Origin of the sequence: Clostridium sp. AWRP (assembly GCF_004006395.2) — a bacterium.
Taxonomy (GTDB): domain Bacteria; phylum Bacillota; class Clostridia; order Clostridiales; family Clostridiaceae; genus Clostridium_B.
The window spans coordinates 3,688,900-3,704,653 of the sequence record NZ_CP029758.2; the positions used below are offsets into that span (position 1 = coordinate 3,688,900).

Sequence of the window (15,754 nt, forward strand, 5' to 3'; positions counted from 1 at the left end):
TAAGATTACTTTTTTTCAATCTTCTTAATAAAATTATCTATTTCAATAACTACTTCATCTTTAGGATCTATTTTCTTTGCGATTTCCAGATGTTTTTTTGCATCTTGTAAATTTCCAGAGTCCAAATAGCACATTATAAGATTAGTGCATATTTCTACGGATCTGGTGGCTTCAAATGCTTTTCTCAAATAAGCTATAGCCTTTTCATAGTCTCCAATAGATGCATAATTTATACCCATTTCGTTTACAATTTCTACTATACTGCTGTCTATATTAAGTGCATCATTTAAGTAATAAATTGCCTTTTCATAATTTTCTAGTTTTCTATATCCAACTGCTATGTAGTAATACAAAGAAGCATTATCTCCAAAAGTATCCATAAGAGGTATCAACAATTTTAATGCTTCTTCAGGATTATCTTCTAAAAGCTCTTTTCCCCTGTCATAGTGTACAATAGATTTGAGTTCCTCTTTCATGTCTGTTATCTCTAAGGTTTCTTTTCCACCTTTTCCTACATAGTTATTTATATAAAACAATGCTTTTTCATAATCTCCATCTTCTCTTTTAATAAGGGATTCATAAAGATATGGCAGTGCATAATTTTCTTTGGATTCGGCTTTTTTTAATATTTCCAACTCCTCTTCCTTATAGATTTTATTGGTTTTTCTAATCTCATCTACCATGACTATAAGTTTGTCATATATTTCTGTAGAATCTTCCATAATAGATAAGCCTTTTAATAATATATAGGCATCTTCATATTCTTTATTTTTAAAATTCTTCGCTATTATACCTTTTATAAATCTAATATATTCATTATTTCCAACTATTATACTTTTATAGTGATTGCTAAACCTAAAATTTTCATCTGCACCTAATACGTAAAACATACCTTCAACAAAATACCCTATTGGTATTCTATCCATATTGTTTTTAATTTTAACATCGTCAACTATATTTTTAGAATTTAAAGGCAAATATATATCTCCTGAAAAAGTAACTTTAAATATTTTTTCTAAACTTTTTTCATTTACTTCTACAAATAATAATTTAGATAATTTTTCTGCAAAATGTGATTTTATATCCATTAATTTACCACCTACACAATTTATTAGCAATTTACATCGTCTATTATTTTCATAACTCTTTTCTCAAATACATTCATTTTCTCTTCAGCATCTTTCAAGCTATTTCCTATTATTGAAAGATAAATTTTTATTTTAGGCTCCGTTCCTGAAGGCCTAACTACAAACCAGGATTTATCTTCCATAATAAATTTCAGAACATTTGACTTAGGTAAATCTATTTTACTTTCATTTATATTTATTAAATCTTTTTCTACACTTAACTTATAGTCTAGTTTTTTAACTATTTTTGTATCGCCAAGTGTTCTTTTCATGGAATGTCTCATATACTGAAGAATATTTTCTATTTTTTCATGACCCTCTCTTCCTTTAAGTTCTACTGAAATCAATTTTTCTTTATAAAATCCATATTTTTTGTAAAGTTCTAGTAAAGCTTCATAAAGACTTATGCCCTTCATTTTATAGTACAATGTCATTTCACATATAAGAGTAGAGGCAATTACAGCATCCTTGTCTCTTACAAAATCTCCTGCTAAGTAGCCGTAGCTTTCTTCAAATCCAAATATATAGTCTTTATTTCCCTTACTTTTAAATTCTTTTATTTTTTCTCCTATATATTTAAACCCAGTTAACACATTTACTAATTCTACTCCATATTCTTTTGCTATATCTTGAGCCATCTCCGTAGTCACTATAGTTTTTACTACAACACCATTTTTCGGTAATTTATCAGTTTCCTTTAAGGATGAAAGAATATAATGGGTTAAAAGAACACCTACTTGATTTCCAGTAAGTGTTTTATACTGGCCTTCTACATTTTTCACTACTATCCCTATTCTATCACAATCTGGATCTGTTCCAAATATTATATCTGGTTTTATAGTCTGTGCCATATCTAAAGCCAGCTTAAAAACTCTAGGATCTTCGGGATTAGGATATTCTGCTGTTGGAAAACTTCCATCTGGACTTTCCTGTTCTTTTACTATATTCACATTTTCATATCCAAGTTCTTTAAGCGCCCTCCTCACTGGAATATTACCAGTTCCATGCAGTGGAGTATATATTATTTTTAAATCTTTTGCATGTGATTTTATAAGATCTTTCCTTATAGCCAGGTTCTTTACTTTATCTATATAGGACTTATCTATATCTTCTCCCAGCATATGAAGTATACCTTTGCTTTCAGCTTCCTTTAAATCCATATGTTTTATTTCTGAAAAATCACTGATACTTTCTATACAAGATAGTATTTTATTTGCAAAATCATCTGTTACCTGTCCACCATCTTCCCCATATACCTTATATCCATTATATTGCTTTGGGTTATGAGATGCTGTTATAACAATACCTGCCTTGCTTTTAAGTTCTCTTACTGCATAGGAGAGCATTGGTGTTGGATGAAGAGTTTTAAAAAGATTTACTTCTATACCATTAGCACATAAATTACTTGCAGCAGCCTGTGCAAATTCCTTGGACATTATTCTACAATCATAAGCTATGCATACGGAAATATTTGTATTATATTTTTTTATAAGATATTTTGATAATCCTTCTGTAGCTTTTCCCACAGTATATATATTCATTCTATTACTTCCTATACCTATTACGCCTCTAAGACCTCCTGTGCCAAATTCCAAATCCTTATAAAATCTATCTTCTATTTCCTTTTCATCCTCTATATTTTTTAGTTCTATTTTTCCATCGTCATCCACATAAGGTGAACTCAACCAATATTCATATTTTTCTCTATACATTATCTTTACCTCCTATATGCAATATTTAACATTTACTATTATACTATAAACTATATCTAAAAACATGTATACAACCATATTTTTACCTCATAATATATATATATAACTTATTTCTTAATTTTAGGTTAATTTATTTATATAAATTGGTATTATTGAATCTCTATGTGAATTAACATATAATGATATTAGTTTTTACTAAGTATGATTATCCCTTTAATTCCAAGAGTTAAAGGGTATTTTTTTTGAAGGAAGGTGTTTATCAAGGTGTATAAATTAGATCAAAGTGAAACTCCACTGTTTGACGCATTAATGGAATACGTAAATAGAAATACTATTCCTTTTCATGTACCAGGTCATAAAAAAGGGAACGGTATAGACGAAGAGTTTAAAAATTTTATGGGAGAAAATCCCTTTAAAATTGACGTTACCGTGTTTAAATTAGTGGATAGTCTTCACCATCCTACTGGTCCAATAAAGAGGGCACAGCAATTAGCTGCAGATGCCTATGGCTCTGATGCCGCTTTTTTTTCAATACACGGAACATCTGGTGCTATACAAACCATGATTATGTCTGTAGTGAATTCAGGAGATAAAATAATAATTCCAAGAAATGTACACAAATCGGTTACTGCTGGAATTATATTAAGTGGTGCAATACCTGTATATATGCAGCCTGAATTAGATAAAACAATAGGAATTGCCCATGGTGTTACTTCTGAAACCGTAAAGGATACTTTAAAACAAAATCCTGATGCAAAGGCTGTTTTAATTATAAATCCTACCTATTACGGAGTAGCTGCAGACATTAAAAAAATATCAGATATAGTACACAATTATGATATTCCTTTAATTGTAGATGAGGCCCATGGACCACACCTTGGTTTTAACGATAATTTACCAATATCAGCTATGCAAGCTGGTGCCGATATGTGTTCCCAAAGTACTCATAAAATAATAGGAGCCATGACTCAGTGTTCGCTGCTTCACGTTCGCTCAGAACGTATTGATATACACAAGGTTCAACAAGTTTTATCTCTACTGCAGACAACTTCACCTTCTTATGTCTTAATGGCTTCGCTGGATTGTGCCAGAAGACAAATAGCTCTCCAGGGGAAAGAACTGCTGAATAAAGCTATTGACCTGTCAAGTTATGCTAGGTATAAAATTAACAATATCCCAGGATTCTACTGTTTTGGGGAAGAACTAGTTGGCAACCCCGGCGTAGTATCCCTTGATCCTACCAAAATAACCATAACCTGTAGAGATTTGGGTATTACAGGTTATGATTTAGATATGATTTTGTCAAATAAGTATCATATACAAATGGAGCTCTCAGATTTATATAATATTTTAGCTGTTGGTTCTTTTGGAGATACTAAAGAAAATATAGATGCCCTTATAAATTCTCTAGAAGAAGTAAGCACAGAATACTACGGGAGAGGAAATAGGAAATCAGATTTTCTGGATATACCTTCTATACCAGTACAATTAAAAATTCCAAGAGATGCTTTTAATTCTGAAAAAACATCGGTGCTATTAAAAAATAGCATAGGCATGATAAGTGGAGAATTTTTAATGGCATATCCTCCTGGAATACCAGTACTTTGCCCTGGCGAAGAAATAACAAAAGATATTGTAGACTACGTACAAGAGCTAAAAGATACTGGATTATATGTTCAAGGTACAGAAGACCCTGAAGTTGAATATATCAAAGTAGTAAAGTAATATATTTCTCAAACAAAAATAAAATTACACTGCGAGACATACTGACAAATTTCATCACAATAAAAACTTTTAATAAGTCTAAAGTCCGCTATTTTGAAAATCTAAAAAAGCTTATGTAAATTCGTACCTCAGACATATATAAGCTTTTAAGATTTTCTAAAATACCTTACTGAAACTCATTGAAAAAGTTTTTAAATGTAATTTCAATTTTGTCAGCATATTCCTAAGTATAAGTTTAATTTTTAGTTAGAAATATTATTTGCAAATTCCCCCCCATTCAACAACCGTGAATCCATTACGCTTAAATTTATTTATTTTTGGTTTCTTAATGTCTAAATTTTCATTATTATTAAGGGGTACAAAATAAAAATAAGCTCTCAAAATTGAATCAGGTTTCTTAGATAAATTAAGTTTAATTGCTTCATTTATTTCTTTCGGATCAAGATAATATGCTGCATATCTACTGCTTTTCCATTTCAACTCTTTTGACCAATATTCAATAAAATCTACTTTTTCTTTTGAATTTAAACCTATAGAAGTCAATATGTTATTCATTTCTTCATTAAAATTACCTTCATTTATGATCCAGCCTTTATTTAAGGTAAATTTATAATTAAGTGAAGCTTCATAAAACAAAAAATCATAAGTATTGTCAATCTTTCCACTTGGGTCAACTGTTATTTTCCATCCCACATTATATTTCGGAATTGATTTAATTATCTTACCTTTAGGTGTAACATTTACTGATAATTCTTCCGTTTTCTCTGGATATAAATATATATTAGGTTTTTTAGCTACAACCATATCAATAATCTCGCATCCAGGTAAAGCATTTTCTAAAGATCGTATATCTGTACCACTAATTGGATTATCAGACAAAATAAGCCGTTTCAAATTAGTTAAATTCTTTAATACATCTATGCAACGAATGTCATTGCCACTCAAATTAAGCTCTTGCAAATTAGTTAGTTTCTCTATTCCACTAATATCTTGAATTCCGCAATATCTTATATTTAATTCTGTTATTTTTTTAATATCACTTTTATAAATATCTCCAGTTAATTTACTTATTTTATTTCTTATTAATTGTTCCAATTTTTTATCTTTGAACATTACTATATTATCATTATTAGTGTTATTTTTAACACTAAAATGTAGCTTGTATTCATTCTTCAATACCTTCCCTTTAGTAGAGTGTACTTTACTACCAATATTCAATATGTAGCTTTCTCCTGATGTATATCCACCTTTTGGAGCTGTTACTATAACTGTTTTTCCATCCTGTCCTAAATGAATACCTACATTTAGGACATCACCTGAGCCGTCTGTAACAGTTATACCCTGCTTAGTTACATCATCAAACCCAATATTATCTGTAAATTTAATTGTCCAAGTTTTGCTTGGAGCTACTGTTTGATTATTAATAAAATTAGCTGCTTTTACACTAGGTGAAAATAATATAAAAGCACATAAAAAAGACACCATTATAAACTTATTTTTCAATTTATACATCCCCTTCTTATAGATTATTATACCTTTTTTGTAAATTATATTCTACATGATAAGGGAAGGTTTTTACTATTTAACACTGTATTGTAAAATACTCTCATATATTTTAGAAATAATAAAATTATTAAATTCAGCTTTATTATCGTCATCCTAGTTGTTTTATAAATCAACCTGCTTATCTTTATGTATCAATGAATCTTACTTAGTGGGAAAAGCAGAGAACTTAAATCTTTGATTTAAAGTGAATCACTTTCTCTTTAGAGTTTTGTTTCTCCCACTAAGTTTAGATAAGTTATCTAGTAGTGTAGCTAATGTTATGCATAGCATAAGAACTCTAAATTGCTGAAGCTTAGGAGTTCTAATACCTCAAACTTTGATAGTCGCTTTCGCTGTGTATGTGGAGGTGTTACAGTAGGTAGCCATCAGATAAAAAGAAAGTCCATCTACTATAAATTAGCAAATTTAAAATACTTTCCTTGAATTTATCTTTTTATATAAGATTGCAGCTATTAATCCAGTAATAAGTATTGCTGCTATGGTGTATCTTGACATAAATCCCATCCAACCATGGTTATTATCATCAAAGAGTATGCAAAATAAACCGCAAGTTTCTAGAAAAACTAATACTATAAAAAATATAGGTAATTTTCTTTCTGAATAAATTATACCTAAAAATGCTATAGCAAATACTATCCATGATACAAAGTATACTATATAGCTATAATACTCAAATTTACTCCAAAAGCTATTATTATACAACTTTCCATACTCATCCATTCCCTTATCATCTAGTATGTCTTGACTCTTTGTATACTCGAAAACAACACTATATTTTAAAGTTTTTCTATCCTTAGCATAAATATAGTATGTTTCAAAACCAGTATCCTTTTCTGATTTTGGAATTTCATTCCCCTTATTATATGAAAATAATTCTTTATGATCTTTCCTTACAGAACAATAATAAATACCATTATTGTTTTGAGAATTATATCTATCAAGTTTTTCAGTTATTTTTTTTTCAGTGTCTTTACTAAAGTTATCTTCGTTTTTTAAAATATCCTCTAATTCAAACTTAATTATGTAGGAAGACTGTTTATAGTAGTGGGTACCAAAACCGTTTTTATAAAGAGCATATAAACCTTTATTATATGTTAACCCTAATGCAGCACCAATTAAGTAAATAACTATAGCACATAAAAACAAACACTTCCAAAACTTTTTCCGTTTTGAAATAATTAATGATAATTCAGCGTCTACTTCCTTTACTGGTCCAAACTCTTTTATAGCAATATCAACACTATCATCTTCATTTAATCCCTTATTCTGAAGCTCTTTTGTTCTCTCATTCAAGTGAGTTTTCATTTCTTCTTTTAATATCTTAACATCTTTATCTTTATCATTAAAACTTTTATAAATTTGCTTAATGTAGTTATTAATTCTGTCCATGACATTCCCCTCCCAAACTTAATTGAATCAACTCTCTACTCATCAGTATGTAAAACGAAACAGTTCATTATCTTTTGTAATGCCTTCCATTCTTTTGTCTTTTGTTTAAAAATCTCTTTTCCTTCTTCCAAAATTTTATAGTAACGCCTCCTTCCCCCGCCAGTATTTTTTTCATCATTCCAGTAACCTTCAATATAATTTTTCTTTTCTAATCTTTTTAAACATACATATAGTGTAGTTTCTTTCATCTGAAATTCATCATTAGACTTTTCTCTAATTCTCTTTGATATTTCATAACCGTACATATCCTTTTCATATAGAACTGACAGTATCATTGTGTCTATATATCCTTTTAAAACTTCCTTTTCAAATTCCATTCCACGCCTCCTCTTTATATTAAGGATTACTTCATATAATGTAGTACATTTTTATATTATCACAAACTACTTCATAATATAAAATAGTTTGTGATAATCATGCCATAAATTAACAAATTTAAAACACTTTTCTTAAATTTATCTTTTTATATAAGATTGCAGATATTAATCCAGTAATAACTATTGCTGATATGGTGAATCTTGACATAAATTCAACCAAACCTTGTTTATCAAAGAGTAGATAAAATAAACCTCCAGTTTCTAGAAAAACTAATACTATAAAAAATATAGGTAATTTCTTTTCTGAATAAATTATGCCTAAAAATGCTATAGCAAATACTATCCATGATGCAAGGTATAAGATATAGCTATAATTTCTAAATTTACTCCAAATGCTCTTATAATACAAATCGTCATACTCAGCCATTCCTTTACCGTCTAACTTATTTTGACTATTTGTATACTTGAAAGTAACCTTATATTTTAAAGTTTTTTTATCCTTAGCATAAATATAAGGTACTTCAAAACCAGAATTCTTTTCTGACATTGGAATTTTATTTCCTATATAATATGAAAATAATTCTTTATGATCTTTCCATATAGAACAATAATAAATGCCATTATTGTTTTGAGAATTATACTTATCAAGTTTTTCAGTTATTTTTTTTTCAGTGTCTTTACTAAAGTTATCTTCGTTTTTTAAAATATCCTTTATTTCAGCCGCAACTATGTAGGAAGACTGTTTATAGTAATGGGTACCGAAACCATTTTTATAAAGGATATTCGAATTTTTATTATATATTAAACTTAGTACAGCACCAATTAAGTAAATAATTATAGCACATAAAAACAAACACTTCCAAAACTTTTTCTGTTTTGAAATAATCAATGATAATTCACCATCTACTTCCTTTACTGGTCCAAACTCTTTTATAGCAATATCAATACTATCATCTTCATTTAATCCCTTATTCTGAAGCTCTTTTGTTCTCTCATTCAAGTGAGTTTTCATTTCTTCTTTTAATATCTTAACATCTTTATCTTTATCATTAAAACTTTTATAAATTTGCTTAATGTAGTTATTAATTCTGTCCATGACCTTCCCCTCCCAAGCTTAATTTGAATCAACTCTTTACTCATCAGTATCTAAAACGAAACGGTTCATTATCTTTTGTAATGCCTTCCATTCTTTTGTCTTTTGTTTAAAAATCTTTTTTCCTTCTTCTAAAATTTTATAGTAACGCCTCCTTCCCCCACCAGTATTTTTTTCATCATTCCAGTAGCCTTCAATGTAATTTTTCTTTTCTAATCTTTTTAAACATACATATAGTGTAGTTTCTTTCATTTGAAATTCATCATTAGACTTTTCTTTAATTCTCTTTGATATTTCATAACCGTACATATCCTTTTCATACAGAACTGACAGTATCATTGTGTCTATATACCCTTTTAAAACTTCCTTTTCAAATTTCATTCCACACCTCTTCTTTATAATAAGGATTACTTCATATAATGTAGTACATTTTTATATTACCACAAACTACTGCATAATGTAAAGTAGTTTGTGGTAATATTTCCATATTCTATTTAACGAACCCTTACTTTCTAATTAACATATTTATTTGCAAAATAATACTCAAAAATAGAAGAAAATATTAAGCCTGCCCAGTAAACGTTAAGTATAAAAGTACTATATTTAGTATTATTATTATTGTGGCTATTAGAACACCTAACAGTCGTATAGAACCTTTATTAACTAAGATTCCCATCAAATCTTTACGTTTGGCTATAGTTAACATTTGGATTATTGGAAATGGCAAAATAAAACTAAGTGCTACCTGACTTAAAACAAGAGCATACATTGGATTAATTCCAAGTGAAATAATAATTAAGGCTGGTATCATTGTTATAAGTCTTCTTAAATTTATAGGTATACTTAAATTAACAAAGCCTTTCATTATAGTTTGACCTGCGAGAGTTCCCACAGCTGAAGATGATAATCCTGATGCAAGCAATGCTATCCCAAATGCACCACTTGATAAAGAACCTATTAAAGGTTGTAATGATTTATGAGCCTGTTCCATTGTATTTACTATCATTCCGTTTTTATAAAAGACTGCTGCAGATACCACAACCATTGCAGCATTAACAATAAAAGCTATATTCATAGCTATAGCAATATCTATTTTTTCCATTCTTAAATGATTTAATTTTCCTCTATCTGACAAATCAATACTTCTATCTTGAACCAATTGCGAGTGTAAGTATATTACATGAGGCATAACTGTTGCACCAAGCATACCTACGGCAATTAACACAGCTTGACCATTAGGCAGCATAGGAATTATTGTATGGATGCCTACTTGAGTCCAATCTGGTTTAGCAAGAAATATCTCTATTATATATGCAATAGAGATTACAGCAACAAGTGTTGATATTATAATTTCTATCATTTTTTGTCCATACTTTTCCATATAGCAAATTATAAGTGTTATTAATCCTGTAAGAAGTCCCGCATATATCATAGGTATATTAAACAATAAGTATAACCCTAATGTTCCCCCAAGAAATTCTGCTAAATCTGTTGCCATAGCCCCTAACTCAGCAATAATCCAAAACACCCAGTTTACAGCTCTAGGGAATACCTTGGCACACATTTCAGGAAGATTATGTCCTGTAGCTATCCCCAATTTAGCAGACATAGTTTGTAAGAATATAGCCATTATATTACTCCATAAAATCACCCAAATTAGGGTATAGTTAAATTTTGATCCTCCACTGATATTAGTTGCAAAATTACCAGGATCAATATATGCTACACTTACAACAAAAGCAGGCCCTAAAAATTTTATTAATTCTTTTATTTTACCTTGTCCTATTACATTTTTCCTATTTATATCTTTTTTTATAGAGATATCTCCTGATTGATTTAAACTAACATCAATTGAACTTTTTTCACTCTGCATTAAAATGCCACCCCTCTTATTAGATATGTTAATCACAAATAAAATAGTTATTACTAGTTAACCTTGTTAGCTAAGACTAAATTTTTTTCTAATATAAACTATGTAATAACAAAAAAAATGTTCCAATAAAGCAATTTTTTATTTGTTCAAACATATACTTTATTAAAAGACTACAGCTGAAAGTAGGTGAAAATATGGCTAAAAATAATTTTTACACTTTTAATGAATATATGAAAAAAGAAGATAAACATCTTACTGCTTCCATGGAAGATTATCTTGAGATGATATATAGGTTATCTTTAAATACAGGATTTACAAGAATTCATGAACTTTCACATGCACTTAATGTTCAGCCTCCTTCAGCTACAAAAATGGTACAAAAATTATCAGAATTGCAACTTTTAAAATACGAAAAGTACGGAATTTTAATACTTGAGAAGAAAGGAAAGGCTCTTGGAGCTGAATTATTAAATCGTCACAATATTATTGAAAACTTTTTAAGGATACTTGATGTTTCAGAATCTAATGTTTTGGAAGAAACTGAAAAAATTGAGCATACAGTAAGTAAGCAAACAACAAAATGTTTTCAAGATTTTTTAGAATTTATTAAAGATAACCCTGAAGTAATTAATAGTTTTAAAGCTTATAAAAATACTTTTAAATAATAACTATACATCAGTATAAAAATTTATAATATTTCTATACTGTCTAATAACATTAAGGACAGAAATGCCCTTTTTGTTTTCTACATTTTTCTAAACTATTTGTTTTGCTATTGTCAATAAAAATTTCGAAGGAAACCTTATACGTAGTGGCATTTCTTAATTCTAGATAAAAAAATAACCCCTGATTTTATAATCAGAAGTTATTGATGATCTGTATTTCGAATATGATTCAATTTCTATTTATAGAGTATTCTACCATCTATATTTTTAACAGACTTACATCCTGTCAAAACCATAGCTGATTTTAGTTCACTCTTTAAATTTTCTACATAAACCTTTACTCCTTCTCTTTGTCCTCCAAAGGATGCAGTTACAAAAGGTCTTCCTATAAGTACGGCATCTGCACCTAAAGCCAACATTTTAAGTACATCCACACCGCTTCTCACACCACCATCTGCAAGTATTGTAACCTTGCCTTTAACTAACTTCGCTATCTCTGGAAGTACCTCTGCCACTCCAGGAGTTTGATCTAAAACTCTTCCACCATGGTTTGAAACAACTATGGCACTTACCCCAGCTTTAACTGCAAGCTCTGCTTCATCTGGAGTCATTATTCCCTTTAATATAAAAGGAAGTTTTGTACTTTCTACAACTTCTTTTATTTCTTCTAAAGTCTTAGGTCCCACAGGTTTTCCATGAAGTGCTAAGGTTATTAATCCTGCAGCATCTATATCCATTCCTACTGAAAAAGCTCCTGCTTTTTCAGCAAGTTTTATTTTACTTATAACATTTTTATTTTCCCAGGGTTTTATTACAGCTATACCTTCTCCATTAAATTCCTTAAGTTTTTCAAGATTAGTTATAAGAAAAGAATCTACTGCTGTATCTCCTACCATAGGATATATTCCTGCATCCAGACATCCTCCTATAACCGAGGAAATATACTCTTCCTCAGTAAACTTTCCACCCATATTCAAAGTAGTTCCTGATACAGGTGCTGCAAAAACAGGTATGTCCATCTTTTTTCCAAATAACTCTATTGAGGTGTCAGGATCTTTAGCATCATGTATAACTCTCATATTTAATTTACATTTGCTTAGTGAATTAAAATTTTCTTTAAAAGAATCTCCTGTTCCCTTTCCTCCCATGCCTGGTACTTCTCCAGCACATGCGTTTCCATTACAGGCAGGACATACCCTGCAGCTTCCATTTAAATTTTCCCTTGCATTTTTTAATACATCTTTATAGTTCATAATAATGCCGTCAAATATTAAATTTCTTAATATTTAACAGTTTTTCACCCCTTTCAAATAATATTTTATTTAAATATTGAGTTTAGGCATTTTCAGAGAACTAGCTAATCCATATACCAGCCTATTTTCTTTGAAATGCCTTATCAACGTCATTTTCTCCATATATTTTTATATGATTTTTACTTAAAAGTTCTGCTGTTACTCCAGCACCCTCTATAATATTTCCACTAAAACTTCCATCATAAATTTTACCAAAACCACAGGATGGACTTTTAGACTTTAACACAGCCTCTTTTATGTTACATGCCTTAGCTACTTTTAAAGTTTCATAAGCTCCCTTTAAAAATTCACTTGTAAAATTTTCTTTCTTAGAACTTACTACATCAGCCTTTCCATTTAGAACGTCTTCACCTGTACCACTACATATCTCGCAGGGATTTCTGGGAGTCTTAAGTCCGCCTAACTGTTCTGGACATAAGGGCAGCGCCTTTCCTTCTTTCACGAGACTTAATACTTTCTCGCAAAGATTATTTTCCCCATTATATTTAGTATTAATACCACATAAGCATGCACTTACTAATATCACTCCAGCCACACTCCTTATTTCAATTCAACTATTGTAACTCCTGTACCACCTTCACCATATTCTCCAAGCCTATGATTCTTTACATGAGAATGCTTTTTCAACATATCAGTTATAGAATTTCTAAGCACTCCGGTACCCTTGCCGTGTATTATAGTAACTTCTTTAAGTCCTCCCATGTATGCATCATCTAAATATTTATCTACAGTATAGGTTGCCTCTATAGAGTCCATTCCCCTTAAATCCACTGAACTTGAAACATTTCTTAAATTTAATTTGGCTTCTCTTTTTAACTTTTTCTTTTCACTTTTTGAATTGCCACTAGAAGCTCTCAATTCTTTCAATTTAACACTTATTTTCATGATTCCTGCTTGAACCTGTACTTCTCCTTTGCTGTCAGGTTTAGATAGTACCACTGCTTTTTGATTTAATGAAGGTATGAATACTTCCTGGCCTTCTTTTACAGATTTAAGCTCTTCTCCAGCATCATTTTTATTATCATACAACTTTTCTTCAGTTTTTTCTAACCTATCCTTAAGTTTTTTTCTGTTTTCCTCTAATTTATGTCTTACAGAAGAAGTGTATCCCATTCTTTCTAGTTCTCTCATATCCTTTAGAATTTTATCAGCTTCTTCTTTAGAACTTCTTATTATTTCCTTTGCCTCTCTCTGCGCTCCAATAATAGCCTTATCTCTTATATTTTGAAGTTTACTTGCTTTTTCTTCATATTTTTCTTTGATTTTAGCTGCCTCACTTTTTAATATTTCTGCTTCTCTAGCAAAAGTTTCAGCTTTTGATTTCTTCTCCTGAAGACTTTGAATTAAATCTTCAAATTGTAAGGCATCACTAGCTATATTTTCTCTAGCATCTTCTATTATAAAATCCGGCAGTCCAAGTCTTTTGGATATTTCAAAGGCATTAGACTTTCCCGGTACTCCTATCATAAGTCTATAAGTAGGTCTCAAGGTTTCTACATCAAATTCTACAGATGCATTTTCCACTCCCTCATTTTTTAAAGCATATACTTTTAATTCACTGTAATGAGTTGTAGCTACTATAGTACATCCTCTTTTTCTCAAATTTTCAAGTATCGATACTGCAAGAGCTGCACCTTCTGTAGGGTCAGTACCTGCGCCTAATTCATCAAACAAAACAAGAGATTTTTCATCAAACTTTTCAATAATATTTACTATATTAGTCATATGTGATGAAAATGTAGATAAATTCTGCTCTATGCTCTGTTCATCTCCAATATCTGCAAATACCTCTGTAAAAAATCCTACAGTAGAATTTTCCCTGGCAGGTATCATAAGTCCACTTAGTGCCATGATGTGCAAAAGTCCTATGGTTTTAAGAGTTACAGTTTTCCCTCCTGTATTAGGTCCTGTTATAACTAAACAGCTAAAATTTCTACCTATATATACATCCATAGGTACTACTGTTTTTTTATTTATAAGTGGATGCCTTCCTTCTATAATATTAACTACTCCATTTTCACTTACATTTGGAATATTTCCATTTAACTCACTGCCAAATTTAGCTTTCGCAAATACAAAATCAAGTTCCCATATTATATCTGCATCTCTTTCAACCACTGTTATATTGTCATATATTTGCTGAGATAGTTCAGCTAATATTCTATCTATCTCTGCTTTTTCCTTTAATTTTAGTTCTTTTATTTCATTGTTCAAATTTACAAGTCCCATAGGTTCTATATAAAGAGTTGCCCCACTTGAACTTTGATCATGGACAAGTCCCGGTACGGATGACTTGTTTTCCGCTTTTACAGGAAGCACGTACCTGTCTCCCCTCATCGTATACAAATTATCCTGTAAGTAATCAGAGTAACTTCTTATAAGTGAATTTACCCTATCCCTTACTGAAGCATTTTTATCTTTCAAACTTTTTCTAATATTGTAGAGAAGAGAACTTGCCTTATCAGATATTTCATCTTCGCTTTCTATAGCTATAAAAATTTCATCTTCCAAATTTTTTAAAGGAACAATACCTGCACATATATCTTCTATAATTTTAAAATGTTCTTCATCTTCTTCGGCAGTTATATACTTCTGAATTCTCCTAGCAGCCCTGAGTATTGCTCCTATTTTAAGAATTTGTCCTGGCATTAATGTAGAACCTTTTCCCGCCATTTTTATACCCTGTCTTACATCATAAACCCCTTCAAAAGGAGGATTGCCTTTAGTCACAAGAAGTTTTAAAGCTTCTCTTGTTTCCTGCAAATGTTCTCTCACTTCATACAGGTTGTCATAAGGGCTTAATTTTTCTATTAAATCTTTAGCTGCTCCTGTATTTGCATAATCCTTTAATCTTTCCTTTACTTTATAAAATTCTAAAACCTTTAATGATTTTTCGTTCATTTAAATTTACCAA

13 protein-coding genes are annotated in these 15,754 nt (G+C 30.1%); 2 read left to right on the forward strand and 11 right to left on the reverse strand.

The window, feature by feature from the left end:
- Nucleotides 1–5 precede the first annotated feature (5 nt).
- Together DMR38_RS17115 and DMR38_RS17120 are read right to left on the reverse strand one after the other, a co-directional pair.
- Nucleotides 6–1,088, reverse strand: a complete 1,083-nt coding sequence (locus DMR38_RS17115) for a tetratricopeptide repeat protein (protein WP_127722459.1) — start codon at nucleotides 1,086–1,088, stop codon at nucleotides 6–8.
- A 23-nt stretch (nucleotides 1,089–1,111) separates the two neighbouring features.
- The gene (locus DMR38_RS17120; RefSeq protein WP_127722460.1) at nucleotides 1,112–2,839 is read right to left on the reverse strand and encodes a phospho-sugar mutase; all 1,728 of its coding nucleotides are present in this window, start codon (nucleotides 2,837–2,839) and stop codon (nucleotides 1,112–1,114) included.
- A gap of 264 nt (nucleotides 2,840–3,103) precedes the next feature.
- Here DMR38_RS17120 and DMR38_RS17125 point away from each other — a divergent pair, with 264 nt between their 5' ends.
- Nucleotides 3,104–4,564: an aminotransferase class I/II-fold pyridoxal phosphate-dependent enzyme gene (locus DMR38_RS17125; protein WP_127722461.1), complete on the forward strand. Its 1,461-nt coding sequence runs from the start codon at nucleotides 3,104–3,106 to the stop codon at nucleotides 4,562–4,564.
- Between the two features lie 255 nt (nucleotides 4,565–4,819).
- On the opposite strand, the gene DMR38_RS17130 is transcribed toward DMR38_RS17125, so the two are convergent.
- The 6 genes from DMR38_RS17130 to DMR38_RS17155 all read right to left on the reverse strand — a co-directional run bounded on the left by DMR38_RS17130 (nucleotide 4,820) and on the right by DMR38_RS17155 (nucleotide 10,862).
- Nucleotides 4,820–6,067 (reverse strand): leucine-rich repeat domain-containing protein, encoded by a 1,248-nt coding sequence (locus tag DMR38_RS17130; protein WP_127722462.1) that lies wholly within the window; start codon nucleotides 6,065–6,067, stop codon nucleotides 4,820–4,822.
- A gap of 468 nt (nucleotides 6,068–6,535) precedes the next feature.
- A complete protein-coding gene (locus DMR38_RS17135) occupies nucleotides 6,536–7,519 on the reverse strand; it encodes a permease prefix domain 1-containing protein (RefSeq protein ID WP_127722463.1) in 984 nt (327 codons plus the stop codon).
- A 35-nt stretch (nucleotides 7,520–7,554) separates the two neighbouring features.
- Complete coding sequence (locus tag DMR38_RS17140) at nucleotides 7,555–7,896, reverse strand: PadR family transcriptional regulator (RefSeq protein ID WP_127722464.1); 342 nt, start codon at nucleotides 7,894–7,896, stop codon at nucleotides 7,555–7,557.
- Between the two features lie 118 nt (nucleotides 7,897–8,014).
- Nucleotides 8,015–8,992, reverse strand: a complete 978-nt coding sequence (locus DMR38_RS17145; RefSeq protein ID WP_127722465.1) for a permease prefix domain 1-containing protein — start codon at nucleotides 8,990–8,992, stop codon at nucleotides 8,015–8,017.
- A gap of 36 nt (nucleotides 8,993–9,028) precedes the next feature.
- Nucleotides 9,029–9,370, reverse strand: a complete 342-nt coding sequence (locus DMR38_RS17150; protein ID WP_127722466.1) for a PadR family transcriptional regulator — start codon at nucleotides 9,368–9,370, stop codon at nucleotides 9,029–9,031.
- A gap of 181 nt (nucleotides 9,371–9,551) precedes the next feature.
- Nucleotides 9,552–10,862, reverse strand: coding sequence for an Nramp family divalent metal transporter (locus DMR38_RS17155; RefSeq protein WP_175413049.1), 1,311 nt, complete (start codon nucleotides 10,860–10,862; stop codon nucleotides 9,552–9,554).
- Between the two features lie 194 nt (nucleotides 10,863–11,056).
- On the opposite strand from DMR38_RS17155, the gene mntR reads away from it, so the two are divergent.
- Complete coding sequence (mntR, locus tag DMR38_RS17160) at nucleotides 11,057–11,527, forward strand: transcriptional regulator MntR (RefSeq protein WP_127722467.1); 471 nt, start codon at nucleotides 11,057–11,059, stop codon at nucleotides 11,525–11,527.
- Between the two features lie 236 nt (nucleotides 11,528–11,763).
- On the opposite strand, the gene DMR38_RS17165 is transcribed toward mntR, so the two are convergent.
- The 3 genes from DMR38_RS17165 to DMR38_RS17175 all read right to left on the reverse strand — a co-directional run bounded on the left by DMR38_RS17165 (nucleotide 11,764) and on the right by DMR38_RS17175 (nucleotide 15,741).
- Nucleotides 11,764–12,780: an alpha-hydroxy-acid oxidizing protein gene (locus DMR38_RS17165; protein WP_127722468.1), complete on the reverse strand. Its 1,017-nt coding sequence runs from the start codon at nucleotides 12,778–12,780 to the stop codon at nucleotides 11,764–11,766.
- A 121-nt stretch (nucleotides 12,781–12,901) separates the two neighbouring features.
- A complete protein-coding gene (locus DMR38_RS17170; protein ID WP_127722469.1) occupies nucleotides 12,902–13,366 on the reverse strand; it encodes a DUF523 domain-containing protein in 465 nt (154 codons plus the stop codon).
- 14 nt (nucleotides 13,367–13,380) lie between these two features.
- Nucleotides 13,381–15,741: an endonuclease MutS2 gene (locus DMR38_RS17175; protein ID WP_127722470.1), complete on the reverse strand. Its 2,361-nt coding sequence runs from the start codon at nucleotides 15,739–15,741 to the stop codon at nucleotides 13,381–13,383.
- Between the last annotated feature and the right edge of the window lie 13 nt (nucleotides 15,742–15,754).

What these genes read in the sequence shown, in the direction of transcription:
- DMR38_RS17115 (WP_127722459.1), bottom strand. Translation starts at nt 1,088, where the DNA reads ATGGATATAAAATCACATTTTGCAGAAAAATTATCTAAATTATTATTT.
- DMR38_RS17120 (WP_127722460.1), bottom strand. Translation starts at nt 2,839, where the DNA reads ATGTATAGAGAAAAATATGAATATTGGTTGAGTTCACCTTATGTGGAT.
- DMR38_RS17135 (WP_127722463.1), bottom strand. Translation starts at nt 7,519, where the DNA reads ATGGACAGAATTAATAACTACATTAAGCAAATTTATAAAAGTTTTAAT.
- DMR38_RS17140 (WP_127722464.1), bottom strand. Translation starts at nt 7,896, where the DNA reads ATGGAATTTGAAAAGGAAGTTTTAAAAGGATATATAGACACAATGATA.
- DMR38_RS17145 (WP_127722465.1), bottom strand. Translation starts at nt 8,992, where the DNA reads ATGGACAGAATTAATAACTACATTAAGCAAATTTATAAAAGTTTTAAT.
- DMR38_RS17150 (WP_127722466.1), bottom strand. Translation starts at nt 9,370, where the DNA reads ATGAAATTTGAAAAGGAAGTTTTAAAAGGGTATATAGACACAATGATA.
- DMR38_RS17155 (WP_175413049.1), bottom strand. Translation starts at nt 10,862, where the DNA reads ATGCAGAGTGAAAAAAGTTCAATTGATGTTAGTTTAAATCAATCAGGA.
- mntR (WP_127722467.1), top strand. Translation starts at nt 11,057, where the DNA reads ATGGCTAAAAATAATTTTTACACTTTTAATGAATATATGAAAAAAGAA.
- DMR38_RS17165 (WP_127722468.1), bottom strand. Translation starts at nt 12,780, where the DNA reads ATGAACTATAAAGATGTATTAAAAAATGCAAGGGAAAATTTAAATGGA.
- DMR38_RS17175 (WP_127722470.1), bottom strand. Translation starts at nt 15,741, where the DNA reads ATGAACGAAAAATCATTAAAGGTTTTAGAATTTTATAAAGTAAAGGAA.